Below are 14,559 nucleotides of genomic sequence, written 5' to 3'. Positions count from 1 at the left end.
ACACGAGGAACGATTTCAAGGCGACTTCCGCACCCACCGCAAGAAGATCAACAACTACAACGCGTGACCGGCTCACGGAACTTGTGCCAGATCCCGGCCGAGGGCGTCCCACAACTCCTCGTCGGTGGCGTCCGGCCGGGCGAGCAGCAGGTTGGCGCGGACGGTGTCGTGGAAGAGGTGGCCGTCCTGGGTGACCATGCCGAGGGTGGCGCGCAGGGAGCGGGCGGTCAGGTCGCGGACGTCGACGCCGCCGATGCGCACGGCGCCGCCGTCGACGTCGTACAGGCGCGGGAGCAGCTGGGCGATGGTGGACTTGCCGGCGCCGGAGGAGCCGACCAGGGCGACGGTCTGGCCGGGTTCGGCGCGGAAGGAGATGCCGTGCAGGACCTCGGCGCCGCCGCGGCCGTCCAGGGTCGCGACCTCTTCGAGTGACGCGAGGGAGACCTGGTCGGCGGCCGGGTAGGCGAAGCGGACGTCCTCGAACTCGACGGCCACCGGGCCCTCGGGCACCTCGCGGGCGTCCGGCTTCTCCTCGATCAGGGGTTTCAGGTCGAGGACCTCGAAGACCCGCTCGAAACTGACCAGCGCGCTCATCACCTCGACACGGGCCCCGGCGAGGGAGGTGAGCGGGGCGTACAGCCGGGTCAGCAGCAGGGCGAGGGAGACGACGGCGCCGGGCTCCAGGCTGCCGCGCAGCGCGAACCAGCCGCCGAGACCGTAGACCAGGGCGAGGGCCAGCGAGGAGACCAGGGTGAGGGCGGTCATGAACACCGACTGGGCGGTGGCGGTGCGCACCCCGATGTCCCGGACCCGGGCGGCACGTGCCGTGAACTCCGCGGACTCCTCCTCGGGGCGGCCGAACAGCTTGATCAGGGTGGCGCCGGGTGCGGAGAAGCGCTCGGTCATGCGGGTGCCCATGGCCGCGTTGAGCGCGGCGGCCTCGCGCTGCATCCGGGCCATCCGGCCGCCCATCCGGCGGGCGGGCACCACGAACACCGGCAGCAGCACCAGCGCGAGCAGGGTGATCTGCCAGGACAGGGTGAGCATGACCGCGAGCGTGAGCAGCAGCGTGACCAGGTTGCTGACCACGCCGGAGAGGGTGTTGGCGAAGGCACGCTGGGCGCCGATCACGTCGTTGTTGAGACGACTGACCAGCGCTCCCGTACGAGTACGCGTGAAGAACGCGACGGGCATGCGCTGCACATGATCGAACACAGCCGTTCGCAGATCGAGGATGAGTCCCTCCCCGAGCGTCGCCGAGAGCCGCCGCCCGAACACCCCGAGCGCCGCCTCCGCGACCGCGACACCCGCGATCAGCAGCGACAGCCTTACGATCGTGCCGGTGTCGTGCCCCGACACGATCGCGTCGACGACATGGCCGGCCAGCACGGGGGTCGCGACGGCGAGCAGGGCCGTCACCACCCCGAGCAGGACGAAACGGACTATGCCGCCCCGGTGCGGGCGGGCGAAAACGGCGATACGACGCAGCGTGGCCCGGTCGAACGGGCGCCGCTCCTGCTGGGCGGTCATCACGCTGTGCAGCTGCGTCCAGGCGGTGGTCTCCATACTCATGGGAGAGAACGTAGGACCTCAAGCTTCGTTGAGGTCAATGTCCGCCCGCCGACCCCCCGTACGAAGGATCCGATGAGCCTCCCGAAGGCCCCGCCCGGCTCCGCGAAAGCCCAGATGAGCCTCCCCCCTCAGCCGCTTCCCGTCCGTCATCCGGTGTCTCCTCTTTCGCCACCCGCAGTTGGCGCGGCGCGGAGAACCTCTCCCGGTGTGACAGCGGTAAGATTCCCCGGCTTCCGTGAGGGCCGTCTCCCCCGACTGGCCCGCCGTATCCCCTGGCGGCCCGTCCTCACCCTGATTCCGCTCCTGCTGGTGGCGGTCATCGCGGTGCAGCACTGGTCGGTCCTCGTCGAGGGTTTCGGCCACCTCCGTGACGCCTCCTGGCCCTGGCTGCTGGCGGCGGGCGCCGCCACCTGTCTGACCTGGGTGGCCGCGGCCTTCACCCGGCAGGGCGCCGTGGTCCAGCAGCTGCCCCGCTGGCGGTTGCTGGCGACCCAGCTCGCGGCCGGATCGGCCAACCACCTGCTGCCCACGGGTCTGGGCTCGGGCGCGGTCAACCTGCGGTTCATGACCGTGTGCGGGGTGCCGCTCGCCACCTCCTCGGCCGCGCTCGCCCTGTACCTGCTCGCCGAGTCGGTGGCCCGGGTGGGCCTGATGGCCGTGTTCTTCGTGGCCTTCCCGGACGCGCTGCATCTGGGCAGCCTCCTCCCCGACGGGACGGTCGGACCTGTCCTGGCCATCGCCGGCGGGCTGGTGGCCGTGGCGCTGACCGCGCTGTTCCTCGTACGACGGGTGCGCGAGCCCCTGTTCCGCTTCGTGCGCTCCGCCCTGAGCGAGGCCCGCTCGGTGCACACACGTCCGTCCCGGGCGCTGGCGCTGTGGGGCGGCTCGCTCGCCTTCCCCGCACTCCAGGCGGCCGGTCTGGTGGCGGTGGGGCAGGCACTTGGCCTTCCGGTGCCGCCCGCGCACATGGCGCTGGCGTACCTGGCGGCCACGGTCGCGGTCGCCCTGATCCCCACTCCGGGCGGTCTGGGTTCCGTGGAGGCGGCGCTGATCGTGGCGCTGGTGGCCGCGGGCGGCCCGGTGGCGGTCGCCACGGCCGTCGTCCTCGCGTACCGGATCATCACCGTGTGGGTGCCGTTGCTGCCGGGAGCGCTGACACTGGGAGCGCTGGTGCGACTGAAGGTCATCTGACCGTTCCTGGAGACTGAGTGGGAGTGAGTCCTGTTGCCAGGATTCGTGCTCAGCCGAGCGCCCCGGACGGTGTTGGGCGTTCTGGTCGACCGCCTTCGCTCCGCGTCCGGCGCCGACGGATCGTGTCCGTGGTCCGGGGACGCGGGGGCGGTGTCCCTCACGCCCCGGGGTACCCGGTCGGGCCCGGACGGTCCGATGCCCGTAACGATCGCGCATTCGAGACAAGAACCTTCGTTCTCAACCCGGCACGTGCGCCCGCCACCGCCCGTGAACGCGCTCACGTACTGTCGATCCCCACCTGTTCACAACCCGGATGGCCCCCCGACGGAAGGAAACGCATGCCGGTCCGCCTGGAACGCAAGGGTCCTGTCACCACGGTCGTCCTCTCCCGGCCCGAGCTGCGCAACGCGGTGGACGGGCCGACGGCGACGGAACTGGTCGCCGCCTTCCTGGAGTTCGAGGCGGACGACGCGGCCCGGGTGGCGGTGCTGTGGGGTGAGGGCGGCACGTTCTGCGCGGGCGCGGACCTGAAGGCGATGGGCGGCGAGCGCGGCAACCGGGTGGCGGAGGACGGCGACGGCCCGATGGGCCCGACCCGGCTGCGGCTGTCCAAGCCGGTGATCGCGGCGGTCGCCGGGCACGCGGTGGCGGGGGGCCTGGAACTGGCCCTGTGGTGCGATCTGCGCGTCGCCGAGGAGGACGCGGTGTTCGGCGTCTTCTGCCGCCGCTGGGGCGTACCGCTGATCGACGGTGGCACGGTAAGGCTCCCCCGGCTGATCGGCACCGCCCGGGCCATGGACCTGATCCTGACCGGCCGCCCGGTCCCGGCCCCGGAGGCCTACGGGATGGGCCTGGCCAACCGCCTGGTCCCGCCGGGCCGCTCCCGCGAGGCGGCGGAGGAACTGGCCGCGTCCATCGCCGCATTCCCGCAGGCGTGTCTCCGCAGCGACCGGGCGTCGGTGCTGGACCAGGAGGGGCTGGACGAACCGACGGCGATGCTCGGTGAGGTCCGCCATGGCCTGGCCGTGTTGGCGGAAGGTCTGCAAGGGGCGGCGCGCTTCGCGGCGGGAGCGGGCCGGCACGGGTCCTTCACGGGCGACTGACCAGCCACTCCAGCACCGCACTGCCGGCCTGGACCCCCTCCCGGGCCGCAGACCGGGCGTCCTGGCCCGGATGGAGCAGGCCGCCGACAGCGAAGACACCCGGGCGGTCGGTGTACGGCCCGTCGGCGAGGGTGATCCGGGCCCGGCGGGCGAGTTCGTTCTCGGCGACGAAGTCCCCGGTGAAGACGACCGTGTCACAGGACAGGACGCCCGTACGCCCGTCGAGGTGCCGGATACGGACGCCGGACAGCCGTCCATGGCCCAGGATCTCGGTGACCGTCGTACCGGTGAGCAGCGGGATCCGGGAGCGGAGCCGGGTGTCCAGGGCACGGGCGGAAGCGGCGCTCGGCCGGTCGGTGACCATCGCGACGACCGCGGCGCCGGCGGCCCGTACCGTCCCGGCGGCCGCGTACGACACGTCCTCGGCCCCCACCACCACCGCCCGCCCGCCGATCGACTGCCGGTAGCGGTGCACCGCCTGCCGCAGTTCTCCTCCGGTGTAGACCCCGGCCGGCCGGGTGCCCGGGATCAGCCGAGCTGTGCGGGGCCGTTCCCGGGCGCCGGTGGCGAGCACCACGGCCCGTGCGGTGACCGTCTCGGCGCCCCGCTCGCTCACGGTGGCCAGGGAGAGCGGCCCGGTCCAGTCCAGGGCGGTGACTCCGGTACGGACCACCGCTCCCGCCCGCGCGGCCGCCTCGACGAGCAGGCGGGTGTACGCGGGGCCGGTCAACGGCCGGGTCCAGGTGCCGAATCCGCCGTGGGCGCAGTGCCGTGCCGCTCCCCCGGCCTCCTGATCCCGCTCCAGCACCGCCACCCGACCCGCCCCGGCGACCGCGAGCCGGGCGGCGGCCGCGAGACCGGCTGGACCTGCACCGACGACCAGGACATCGACCTGGGTTTCGACGGTCATCGGGTGCGCCCGGCCCTCTCGAACAGGTCGCGTACGGCGGCCCCGCAGTGGAAGCCCTGGCAACGGCCCGACCCGGCCCGGGTACGGCGGCGCAGCCCCGCCAGGCCGCGCGGCGGGATCGTGCTGGCGAGGGCGTCACGGATCTCGCCGAGGGTCACGCGCTCGCAGTGGCAGACGATGACATCTCCGCCCTGCCGGTAGGGGCGGGGGAAGGCCTCGCCGAGGTTCGGCATCCGGACCGGCTCCAGGTCGACGGGGTCCTTCAGGTCAAGACCCGAGTCCCGCAGCAGACCGGTGACATGGGCGGCGATGGCGAGCGAGGCGGTGAGGCCCGTGGAACGGATGCCGCCGACGGTGACACAGGCCTGTTCCGGGTGGGCGGAGATACGGTAGTCGTCGTGCTCGGTGGCCGCGCGCAGACCGGCGTAGACGGCGGTGACCTCCTCGTCGAGGAGCGCGGGCAGGATCCGGCGGCCCTTCTCGCGCAGCGCCGCCAGCCCCTCGGCGGTCGACTTGGTGGCGCTCCTGTCGTCCAGGTCCTCGGCGGTGGGACCCAGCAGGACGTTGCCGTAGACCGTGGGGGCGACCAGGACGCCCTTGCCGAGGGCGGTGGGGACCGGCAGCAGGATGTGCCGGACGAGGTCGCGGGCGAACTTGTCGTAGACGATCAGCTGGCCCCGGCGCGGGGTGACGGTGAAGGCGCGGTGACCTAGGAGACGGTCGAGGGTGTCGGCGTGCAGACCGGCCGCGTTGACGAGGTGGCGGGTGTGGAGGGGGCCGCGCGCGGTGGTCAGGGTGTGGACGCCGTCGTGCCGGCTCACCTGTGCCACGCGGGAGTTGAGGTGGAGGTCGACGCCGCCCCGCACGGCCTGGGTGGCGTAGGCCAGGGTCGTGCTCCAGGGGCAGATGATGCTCTCGCCGGGTACGTGCAGGGCGCCGAGCGCGCCGGGGCCGAGGTGGGGTTCGCGGGAGTACAGCTCGGCGGCGGTCAACAGGCGGGTGTCGTGGTGGTCGTTGCGTACGGCCTGCCGGGCGAGGCCCGGCAGGGCGGACAGCTGCTCCTCGTCCCAGGCCACCAGCAGGGCGCCGACCGGTTCGACCGGAATGCCGGACTCGGCGGCGTACGCGGCGAGAAGCCGGGAGCCCGCACGCACCAGGCGGGACTCCAGGGTGCCGGGGTGAGTGTCGAAACCGGTGTGCAGGATGGCGGTGTTGGCCTTCGAGGTGCCCTGACCGACGTCGTCCTGGGCCTCCGCCAGGGCGACCTTGAGGTGCGGGTGCCGGGCCAGTTCGCGGGCGATCGCGCTGCCGACGACTCCGGCGCCGACGACCGTCACGTCGTAGGGGACGGAGGGCAGCGGGCCTTCGGCGGTGACCGTCACCCGGGCGCTCCGGCTCCGGCGCATCCGAGCAACGCGGCGACGGCCGCCCGGAAGGCGCCCCGGCGGTCGGCGGCTTCGCCCGGTGAGATGCGCGGCTCGTAGACGGCGGACGGTCTGCCGTCCGGCAGGAAGTCGGTGGGGTCGGTGCCGAGGTAGGCCAGGGCGCCCACCCCGAGGGCGGTGGCGTCGGGCAGCGTGGACACCTCGACCGGGCGTTGCAGCAGATCGGCCTGGGTCTGCATGAGCAGGGCCGAGCGGGTGAGTCCGCCGTCGACGCGCAGCGCGGTCAGCGGTGCGCCGAGGTCGGTCTCGGTGGCTTCGGCGAGCTCCACCACCTGAGCGGCGAGGCCCTCGCACAGGGCGCGCACCAGATGCCCGGGGCCGGTGTCGAGGCCGAGCCCGGTGAGCGAGCCGCGCAGGTCACCGCGCCACCAGGGAGCGGCGAGCCCGGCCAGCGCGGGGACGAAGGTGACCCCGCCGGTGTCGGGGACGGTGCCGCCGACCCGGTCGAGGTCGGCGGCACCGGAGATCACACCGAGGTCGGTGAGCCACCGTACTGCGGAGGCGGCCGTGTACACCTGGCCCTCCAGGCAGTAACCGGTCTCTCCGGCGAGGCGCCAGGCGACACAGCTGACCAGGCCGGAGGTGCTGTGCCGAGGGGTGTCGCCGGTGTGCGCGAGCAGGAACGCCCCGGTGCCGTAGGTGCACTTGGCGCCACCGGGACCGGTGATCCGCTGGGCGAGGAGGGCGGCCTGCTGGTCCACGGCGAGTCCGGTGAGCGGGATCTCACGCCCGAACTCGTCCGTGGTACCGACGAGTTGGCAGTTGTCGACGATCTCGGGGAGGCGTTCGGCGGCCAGCCCGTAGAGGTCGAGCGCGCGGGGCGACCACCGCACCCGGTCCAGATCGAGGAGTTGGGTGCGGCCGGCGGTGGCGGCGTCGGTGACATAGGCGCCGGTGAGCCGGTGGACCAGCCAGGCGTCGGTGGTGGTGACGACTCCCTCGGTGGTGAGGTGGCGGCGGATCCAGGCCATCTTGGGCGCGGCGAAATAGGGGTCGAGGGGCAGTCCGGTGAGTGCCCTCAACTCATCGGCGTGTTCGGTGAGTTCGGCGCAGACGGTCTCGGCCCGGCGGTCCTGCCAGACGATCGCGGTGGTGAGCGGGCGCCCGGTGCCGGGGTCCCAGGCCAGGACGGTCTCGCCCTGGTTGGCCAGGCCCAGCGCGGTGACCGGTTCGCCGGCTTCGGCGAGCGCTCGGCGGCCGGCGACGAGCACCGAGTCGTAGAGCTCCTCGGGGTCAGCCTCCACCAGGCCGCCGGGCAGGTGCCGGGGCCGTATGGCGACGAAGCCGGTGCCGATGACGCCCCGTTCGGGGCAGATCACCAGGGCCTTGGTGCCGGACGTCCCCTGGTCGACGGCGAGCACCGGACCTGTCATCGAGCCTCCCTGGCGATCACTGCGCGACAGCCTGCCGCCGTGCGGCAGGCCGCGTCAACCAAGCGCGGTGTGGCGGAACTTCAAGCCGACGGATTCAGCCCGGTCTCGGCGGACGGGCTCGGCGGTGCGAACCTTCGTGCGGATACGGCCCTGCGAATACGGCAGGATGAGCGGTTGCACAACCGAATGGGAGGTAACCGGTGAACCGAGCGCTCACCGTCGAGGACCTGGTCCTGGCCGGCATCGCCCTGGCGGCGGGGCTGTTGCTGGCCTTTCTGTCGCGCGGCATGTTGCGCTGGCTGGCCAAGCACGCGAAGCGGACCCGTTGGAGCGGTGACGACGTCATCGTGGACGCGCTGCGCACGGTGGTCCCGTGGGCGGCGCTCTCGGGCGGCGCGGCGGCCGCCGCGGCGGTGCTGCCGCTGACCAGGACGGTCCAGCACCACACCAACCAGTGCCTGAAGGTGCTGCTCATCTTCGCGGTGACGGTCTCGGCGGCGCGGGTGATCGCCGGCCTGGTGCAGTCGGTCACCCAGTCCCGCTCCGGGGTCGCCGGTTCGGCCACGATCTTCGTGAACATCACCCGGGTGCTGGTCCTGGCGATCGGCTTCCTGGTGGTGCTCCAGACGCTGGGCATCTCCATAGCGCCCCTGCTCACCGCCCTGGGAGTCGGCGGTCTCGCGGTCGCGCTCGCGCTCCAGGACACCCTGGCCAACCTCTTCGCGGGCATCCACATCCTCGCCTCCAAGACCGTCCAGCCGGGTGACTACATCCAGCTGAGCAGCGGGGAGGAGGGCTATGTCGTGGACATCAACTGGCGGCAGACGACCGTCCGTCAGCTCTCCAACAACCTGGTGGTGATCCCCAACGGCCAGCTGGCGAAGACGAACATGACCAACTACACCCGCCCAGAGGAGCAGTTGACGATCCTGGTGCAGGTGGGCGTGAGCTACGACAGCGACCTGGACCACGTCGAGCGGGTCACGCACGAGGTCATCGCCGAGATCATGACCGAGATCACCGGCGCGGTTCCGGAGCACGAGCCCGCCATCCGCTTCCACACCTTCGGCGACTCGCGGATCGGCTTCACGGTGATCCTGGGCGTCGGCGAGTTCAGCGACCAGTTCCGGATCAAGCACGAGTTCATCAAGCGCCTGCACCGCCGCTACCGCAAGGAGGGCATCCGCATCCCGGCCCCGACCCGCACGGTGGCGCTCCAGCAGGGGGCCGTGGTGATTCCGCAGCAGCGCACCGGGGAGGAGGCACTGACCGAGTAGTCCGGTCCTTCCAAGGCCCACAGTGGACCCGTGGGCGAACCCGTGGACGATCAAGGCAGAGCGCGGCGGGCGGCGATCGACCGGCTCGTCGGCCCGCTGAAGACCAATATGCCCGAGGCCGGCGACTTCGGCTTCGAGGCGATCCCACGGATGGGCAACGCGGTCCCGATGCTGGTGCACAACGACGGCGACACCGAACCCCAGCTGTGGCTGGAGCCCTTCGGGCAGGACTACTGGCTGCGTCCTGGGGAGGCCGTGTGCGTCACCCCGTACGGGACCTGGAACGATCATCCCTTCGAGACGAGCCACGAGAAGGACCGTCTCACCCTGTGGGCGACGTCCTGGTTCGCGACCGTCTCGGACACCGACGGAAACGAGTTCCCCCCGGGGCCTCAGGGACCCCGGTTAGGCGCCGATGGTCACAGGGTGGCCGAGTTGTCGTGGTGGTGGCCGCCGCGCGGGCTGTGCGGGGTGGCCGGCGGAGAAGGGGCGCGCGAGGGCCGGGGGCCCGTGGCCGCTGCGGTCGCCGGACCGAGCAGGGCGGCCGTCGGGGCCGACACTCCGGTGCGATGTCTCATGGTCCGCTTTCGCTCGGGCGGCGGGGGGTCTGTCGGGCCGCCCGAGCGAGGTCAGCTCGCTTGTCATGGCCACCCTTTTGACCGATCCGGTCGCCTGTCGTATGACAGTCGGATCTCTCGAGTCGCGGACCCCTGTCGAGCCCGGGTCGTTCACGAGATATCTTGATGTCGAGCAATGTTGCAGACGTGGAGCGGAGCACCCGGTGACTGACTCGACCATCATCTACACCTACACAGACGAGGCCCCGGCCCTGGCGACGCACTCGTTCCTGCCGGTGATCCAGGCGTATGCCTCGCAGGCCGGTGTCGCCGTGGACATCCGCGACATCTCGCTGGCCGGGCGTATCATCGCCCATTTCCCGGAGTACCTGAACGAGGACCAGCGCATCCCGGACGCGCTGGCCGAACTGGGCGATCTTGCCAAGACGCCCGAGGCCAACATCGTCAAGCTGCCGAACATCTCGGCGTCGATCCCGCAGCTGAAGGCCGCCGTCGCCGAGCTCCAGGGCAAGGGCTACGCGCTGCCGGCCTACCCGGACGACCCGAAGACCGACGAGGAGCGCGAGATCCGCGCCCGCTACGACAAGGTCAAGGGTTCCGCCGTGAACCCGGTCCTGCGTGAGGGCAACTCGGACCGCCGCGCCCCCGCCTCGGTGAAGAACTACGCCAAGACCCACCCGCACCGCATGGGCGCCTGGAGCTCCGACTCCAAGACCAACGTGACCACCATGGGCGAGAACGACTTCCGCTCCACCGAGAAGTCCGTGGTGATCTCCGAGGCCGGCTCCCTGAAGATCGAGCATGTCGCCGAGGACGGCACCACCACCGTCCTCAAGGACTCCGTGCCGGTCCTGGCGGACGAGGTCGTCGACGCCTCCGTGCTGCACGTCGCGCAGCTCAACGACTTCCTGGCCGCGCAGATCGCCCGCGCCAAGGAGGAGGGCGTGCTCTTCTCCGTGCACCTGAAGGCCACGATGATGAAGGTCTCCGACCCGATCATCTTCGGTCACGTGGTGCGTGTCTTCTTCCCGAAGACGTTCGCGAAGTACGGCCAGACCCTCAAGGCGGCCGGTCTCAGCCCGAACGACGGTCTGGGCGGCATCCTCAAGGGCCTGGAGAACCTGCCCGAGGGCGCCGAGATCAAGGCCTCCTTCGACGCCGAGATCGCCGAGGGCCCGGCCCTGGCGATGGTCGACTCCGACAAGGGCATCACCAACCTGCACGTGCCGTCGGACGTCATCATCGACGCCTCGATGCCGGCCATGATCCGCACCTCGGGACACATGTGGGGCCCGGACGGCCAGGAGGCCGACACCCTCGCGGTCATCCCGGACTCCTCCTACGCCGGTGTCTACCAGGCCGTGATCGAGGACTGCCGGGCCAACGGCGCCTACGACCCGTCCACCATGGGCTCGGTCCCGAACGTGGGCCTGATGGCGCAGAAGGCCGAGGAGTACGGCTCCCACGACAAGACGTTCGAGATCGCCACCGCCGGCACGGTCCGCCTGGTCGACGCGGCCGGCAACGTCGTGATCGAGCAGCCGGTCGCCGCCGGTGACATCTTCCGCGCCTGCCAGACCAAGGACGCGCCGATCAGGGACTGGGTGAAGCTGGCCGTCACCCGCGCCCGCGCGACCGGCGACCCGGCCGTCTTCTGGCTGGACGAGGGCCGCGCCCACGACGCGCAGCTGATCGCCAAGGTCGAGCAGTACCTGCCGGAGCACGACACCGAGGGCCTGGACATCAGGATCCTGGCGCCGGTCGAGGCCACGAAGCTGTCCGTCGAGCGCATCCGCCGCGGCGAGAACACCATCTCCGTCACCGGCAACGTGCTCCGTGACTACCTGACCGACCTCTTCCCCATCCTGGAGCTGGGCACCAGCGCCAAGATGCTGTCGGTCGTCCCGCTGATGGCGGGCGGCGGCCTGTTCGAGACGGGCGCCGGCGGTTCCGCGCCGAAGCACGTCCAGCAGCTGGTCAAGGAGAACTACCTGCGCTGGGACTCGCTCGGCGAGTTCTTCGCCCTGGTGCCGTCCTTCGAGCAGTACGCCGACTTCACCGGCAACGCCCGCGCCAAGGTGCTGGCCGACACCCTGGACCGGGCGACGGCGACCTTCCTCAACGAGGACAAGTCCCCGACCCGTCGCGTCGGCGGCATCGACAACCGCGGCAGCCACTTCTACCTGTCCCTGTACTGGGCGCAGGAGCTGGCCCGGCAGACCGACGACGCCGAGCTGGCCAAGGCGTTCGCGCCGCTCGCCGAGACGCTGACCGCCAACGAGCAGAAGATCGTCGACGAGCTGCTCGCCGTCCAGGGCTCCCCGGCCGACATCGGCGGCTACTACCAGCCCGACAAGGCCAAGGCGGACGCGGTCATGCGCCCGTCGGCCACCTGGAACACGGCGCTCGCGTCCCTCTGAGCCGAAGCTCCGGCCCTGAGCACCCGCTGAGCATTACTGGTTGAAGTCTCCGCCCCGGCAGGCATCCCGCCCGCCGGGGCGGAGCCATGTCGGGCAGTGTGGCGTCCAGGAGCCGGGCGGAACGGCAACGCGACGGGCGTCGGTGCGCGACGCCTGGGGCGGCCCCGCTCGTGCCGGACCGAGGGCTCACCACTCGCGGGTCGCGATCAGCTCCTCGGGATGCGCGTCCTCGAAGCCGTAGGCCTGGGCGATGACCCAGAAGTCGCCGCCTGTCTCCTCGCGAGCCACCGTCTCGATCTCGCTGCCGGCCGCCTCGAACTCCGCTTCCAGGGCGTTGAACTCCTCCGTGGCCGCGTGGGTCCGGTCCCACGTGGTCGGGGAAGTACTCGTCCTCGTACATCCCCTCCGGGAACGCGTGCCCGGTGATCCGGGGATCGCTGACCGGCATACCGTTGCCCCCACCTTCGTCGGTCCTCGATGTGGCACCTTGATACTGCACCCTGCCACTGACAACCCCGGGAGCCGCCCGTGTCCCAGCCGACGTACGAACTCCTGCCCGGCGCCGGTGAGTCGCCCGTGATCCTGCATGTGCCGCACTCCGCGCGGGCGGTCCCGGCCGGCGTGCGCACGGACATCGTGCTCGACGATGTCACGCTGGAGCGGGAGTTGGACCACATCACGGACGCGCACACGGCGGACATCGCGGCAGCCGCCGCGGGGCTGGCCGGGGTGACCCCCTGGCGGTTCGTCAACCGGCTGTCGCGGCTGGTGGTGGATCCGGAGCGGTTTCCGGACGAGCGGGAGGAGATGCTCGCCGTCGGGATGGGGGCCGTGTACACGCGGACCACGCATCGGGCCGTGCTGCGGGACGAGCCGTTCGATCCCGGGCCGTTGATCGAGCGGTACTTCCGGCCGTACGCCCGGGCGATGACGGAGGCCGTCGCCGGGCGGCTGGCCGCGACCGGGCGGGCCGTGGTGATCGATGTGCACTCCTATCCGAGCCGGGCGCTGCCCTATGAGCTGCACGGGGCGGGTCCGCGGCCGCCGGTGTGTCTGGGCACGGACGGCTTCCACACCCCGGCCGAGCTGACGGAGGCGGCGCGCGAGGCCTTCGCGGGGTGCGGGGAGACGGGGCTGGACAGCCCGTTCGGCGGGGCCTATGTGCCGCTGGAGTTCTACGGGTGGGACGCGCGGGTCGGCGCTCTGATGATCGAGATCCGGCGGGACCTCTACATGACGGAGCCGGGCGGTCCGGCGGGGCCGGGAGCGGACCGGCTCGCCGCCGCCCTCGCCGCGCTCGTGGACTCCGTCGGCCGCTGACCCTCCGGCTGGAGCATTCCCGCAGGACACGTGGTGAGGACCGTACGACCGTGGAGGCATGACCACGGAGATGACCGGGCCCACGACCACGGAGCCGGCCGAGCTCACGACGACGGAGTTGGCGCCGCCCACCACTACGGAGCCGCCCCAGCCCGTCTGCCCGGTGGCGCCGCCGGTACGGGACTGGCCGGCGCTCGAACTGGAGGGGACGGAGTTCGACCCGGTCCTCGCCGCCCTGATGCGGGAAGGCCCGGTGACGCGGATCCGGTTGCCGTTCGGCGAGGGCTGGGCGTGGCTCGCCACCCGGTACGAGGACGTCAGGACCGTCACCAACGACCCGCGGTTCAGCCGTACCGAGGTCACCCGGCGCCAGGTGACCCGGCTCGCCCCGCATTTCCAGCCCCGTCCGGGCTCGCTGGCCTGGGCCGACCAGCCCGACCACAACCGGCTGCGCAAGCCGATCGCCGGTGCCTTCACGGGCGGCGCGATGAAGCGGCTGCGGCCCCGGGCGCAGGAGATCCTCGACGAACTGGTCGACGGCGTCGTACGGGACGGGCCGCCCGCCGATCTGACCGGGCGGGTCCTTGAGCCGTTCCCGATCGCCGTGGTCAGCGAGGTGATGGGGGTGCCGGACGCGGACCGGGAGCGGGTGCACGCCTGGACCCGGCAGATCATCTCCACCTCCGGCGGCGCCGAGGCCGCCGACCGGGCCAAGCAGGGACTGTACGGCTGGATCACCGAGACGGTTCGCGCGCGGGCCGGCAGCCCGGGCGACGATGTCTACGCGCTGCTAGGGGGCGCGGTGGCCCGGGGCGAGATCGGCGAGGAGGAGGCCGTCGGGCTGGCCGGTCCGCTGCAGATCGGCGGCGAGGCGGTCACCCACAACTGCGGGCAGATGCTGTACCTGATGCTCACCCGGCCGGAGCTGTCGGCGCGGCTGCGGGATCCGGCGGCGGAGCGCGGGCCGGTCCTTGACGAGCTGCTGCGCTGGATCCCGCACCGCAGCACGGTCGGGCTCGCCCGGATCGCCCTGGAGGACGTCGAGCTGAGCGACGGCACCCGGATCGAGGCCGGCGACCCGGTGTACGTCTCCTATCTCGCCGCCAACCGCGACCCGGACGTCTTCCCCGACCCGGACCGTATCGTCCCCGACCGCGAGCCCAACCCTCATCTCGGCTTCGGCAACGGCCCGCACTACTGCACCGGCGCGGTCCTCGCCCGGCTGCAGACCGAGCTGCTGGTCGACACCCTCCTCGACCGGCTGCCGGGGCTGCGGCTCGCGGTACCGGCCGAGGACGTGGAGTGGCGCCGCAGGACGATGATCCGGGGGCCGCTGACCCTGCCCGTCGCCTGGTGAGACGGAGCCGGAC

The 14,559-nt window shown here is 71.9% G+C and carries 9 protein-coding genes and 4 pseudogenes; 6 read left to right on the top strand and 7 right to left on the bottom strand.

Annotated elements, in window-relative coordinates:
* Positions 1-93 precede the first annotated feature (93 nt).
* Positions 94-1,566 (bottom strand): annotated as a pseudogene (locus ACZ7OO_RS35970) (ABC transporter ATP-binding protein); the annotation flags it as partial.
* A gap of 213 nt (positions 1,567-1,779) precedes the next feature.
* Here ACZ7OO_RS35970 and ACZ7OO_RS35965 point away from each other — a divergent pair.
* Positions 1,780-2,763 carry a lysylphosphatidylglycerol synthase transmembrane domain-containing protein gene (locus ACZ7OO_RS35965; RefSeq protein WP_471511477.1) on the top strand — a complete coding sequence of 328 codons (984 nt, stop codon included), beginning with the start codon at positions 1,780-1,782 and terminating at the stop codon, positions 2,761-2,763.
* Positions 2,764-2,772: 9 nt separating this feature from the next.
* On the opposite strand, the pseudogene ACZ7OO_RS35960 reads toward ACZ7OO_RS35965, so the two are convergent.
* A pseudogene (locus ACZ7OO_RS35960) lies at positions 2,773-2,973 on the bottom strand (hypothetical protein); the annotation flags it as partial.
* Between the two features lie 128 nt (positions 2,974-3,101).
* Between ACZ7OO_RS35960 and ACZ7OO_RS35955 the strand changes: the two are divergent.
* On the top strand, positions 3,102-3,866 hold the full coding sequence (locus tag ACZ7OO_RS35955) for a crotonase/enoyl-CoA hydratase family protein (protein ID WP_471511475.1): 765 nt from the start codon (positions 3,102-3,104) through the stop codon (positions 3,864-3,866).
* Position 3,867: 1 nt separating this feature from the next.
* Here the strand turns inward: ACZ7OO_RS35955 and ACZ7OO_RS35950 are convergent.
* The 3 genes and pseudogenes from ACZ7OO_RS35950 to ACZ7OO_RS35940 form a co-directional block, all read right to left on the bottom strand.
* Positions 3,868-4,776: pseudogene (locus ACZ7OO_RS35950) on the bottom strand (FAD-dependent oxidoreductase); the annotation flags it as partial.
* Positions 4,773-6,158, bottom strand: coding sequence for an FAD-dependent oxidoreductase (locus ACZ7OO_RS35945; RefSeq protein ID WP_471511473.1), 1,386 nt, complete (start codon positions 6,156-6,158; stop codon positions 4,773-4,775). The gene ACZ7OO_RS35945 and the pseudogene ACZ7OO_RS35950, both read right to left, overlap by 4 nt.
* A complete protein-coding gene (locus ACZ7OO_RS35940; protein ID WP_471511471.1) occupies positions 6,155-7,594 on the bottom strand; it encodes an FGGY family carbohydrate kinase in 1,440 nt (479 codons plus the stop codon). Before ACZ7OO_RS35940 ends, ACZ7OO_RS35945 begins: the two co-directional genes overlap by 4 nt.
* A gap of 200 nt (positions 7,595-7,794) precedes the next feature.
* Here ACZ7OO_RS35940 and ACZ7OO_RS35935 point away from each other — a divergent pair, with 200 nt between their 5' ends.
* Positions 7,795-8,871 (top strand): mechanosensitive ion channel family protein, encoded by a 1,077-nt coding sequence (locus ACZ7OO_RS35935; RefSeq protein WP_471511469.1) that lies wholly within the window; start codon positions 7,795-7,797, stop codon positions 8,869-8,871.
* Positions 8,872-9,290: 419 nt separating this feature from the next.
* On the opposite strand, the gene ACZ7OO_RS35930 is transcribed toward ACZ7OO_RS35935, so the two are convergent.
* Complete coding sequence (locus ACZ7OO_RS35930) at positions 9,291-9,449, bottom strand: hypothetical protein (RefSeq protein ID WP_471511467.1); 159 nt, start codon at positions 9,447-9,449, stop codon at positions 9,291-9,293.
* Positions 9,450-9,652: 203 nt separating this feature from the next.
* Here ACZ7OO_RS35930 and ACZ7OO_RS35925 point away from each other — a divergent pair, with 203 nt between their 5' ends.
* Positions 9,653-11,869, top strand: coding sequence for an NADP-dependent isocitrate dehydrogenase (locus ACZ7OO_RS35925; RefSeq protein ID WP_471511465.1), 2,217 nt, complete (start codon positions 9,653-9,655; stop codon positions 11,867-11,869).
* A gap of 186 nt (positions 11,870-12,055) precedes the next feature.
* Here ACZ7OO_RS35925 and ACZ7OO_RS35920 read toward each other — a convergent pair.
* Positions 12,056-12,317 (bottom strand): annotated as a pseudogene (locus ACZ7OO_RS35920) (DUF5713 family protein).
* A gap of 80 nt (positions 12,318-12,397) precedes the next feature.
* On the opposite strand from ACZ7OO_RS35920, the gene ACZ7OO_RS35915 reads away from it, so the two are divergent.
* Together ACZ7OO_RS35915 and ACZ7OO_RS35910 are read left to right on the top strand one after the other, a co-directional pair.
* The gene (locus ACZ7OO_RS35915; RefSeq protein WP_471511463.1) at positions 12,398-13,189 is read left to right on the top strand and encodes an N-formylglutamate amidohydrolase; all 792 of its coding nucleotides are present in this window, start codon (positions 12,398-12,400) and stop codon (positions 13,187-13,189) included.
* Positions 13,190-13,247: 58 nt separating this feature from the next.
* A complete protein-coding gene (locus tag ACZ7OO_RS35910) occupies positions 13,248-14,546 on the top strand; it encodes a cytochrome P450 (RefSeq protein ID WP_471511461.1) in 1,299 nt (432 codons plus the stop codon).
* Positions 14,547-14,559 lie beyond the last annotated feature (13 nt).

The organism is Streptomyces sp. NPDC111744, assembly GCF_055634995.1.
The sequence above is the reverse complement of the archived record's forward strand: the minus strand, read 5'-3'. Positions and strand labels throughout refer to the sequence as shown.

Coding starts and splice junctions, on each gene's coding strand:
- ACZ7OO_RS35955 (WP_471511475.1), top strand. CDS start 3,102: ATGCCGGTCCGCCTGGAACGCAAGGGTCCTGTCACCACGGTCGTCCTC.
- ACZ7OO_RS35940 (WP_471511471.1), bottom strand. CDS start 7,594: ATGACAGGTCCGGTGCTCGCCGTCGACCAGGGGACGTCCGGCACCAAG.
- ACZ7OO_RS35930 (WP_471511467.1), bottom strand. CDS start 9,449: ATGAGACATCGCACCGGAGTGTCGGCCCCGACGGCCGCCCTGCTCGGT.
- ACZ7OO_RS35910 (WP_471511461.1), top strand. CDS start 13,248: ATGACCACGGAGATGACCGGGCCCACGACCACGGAGCCGGCCGAGCTC.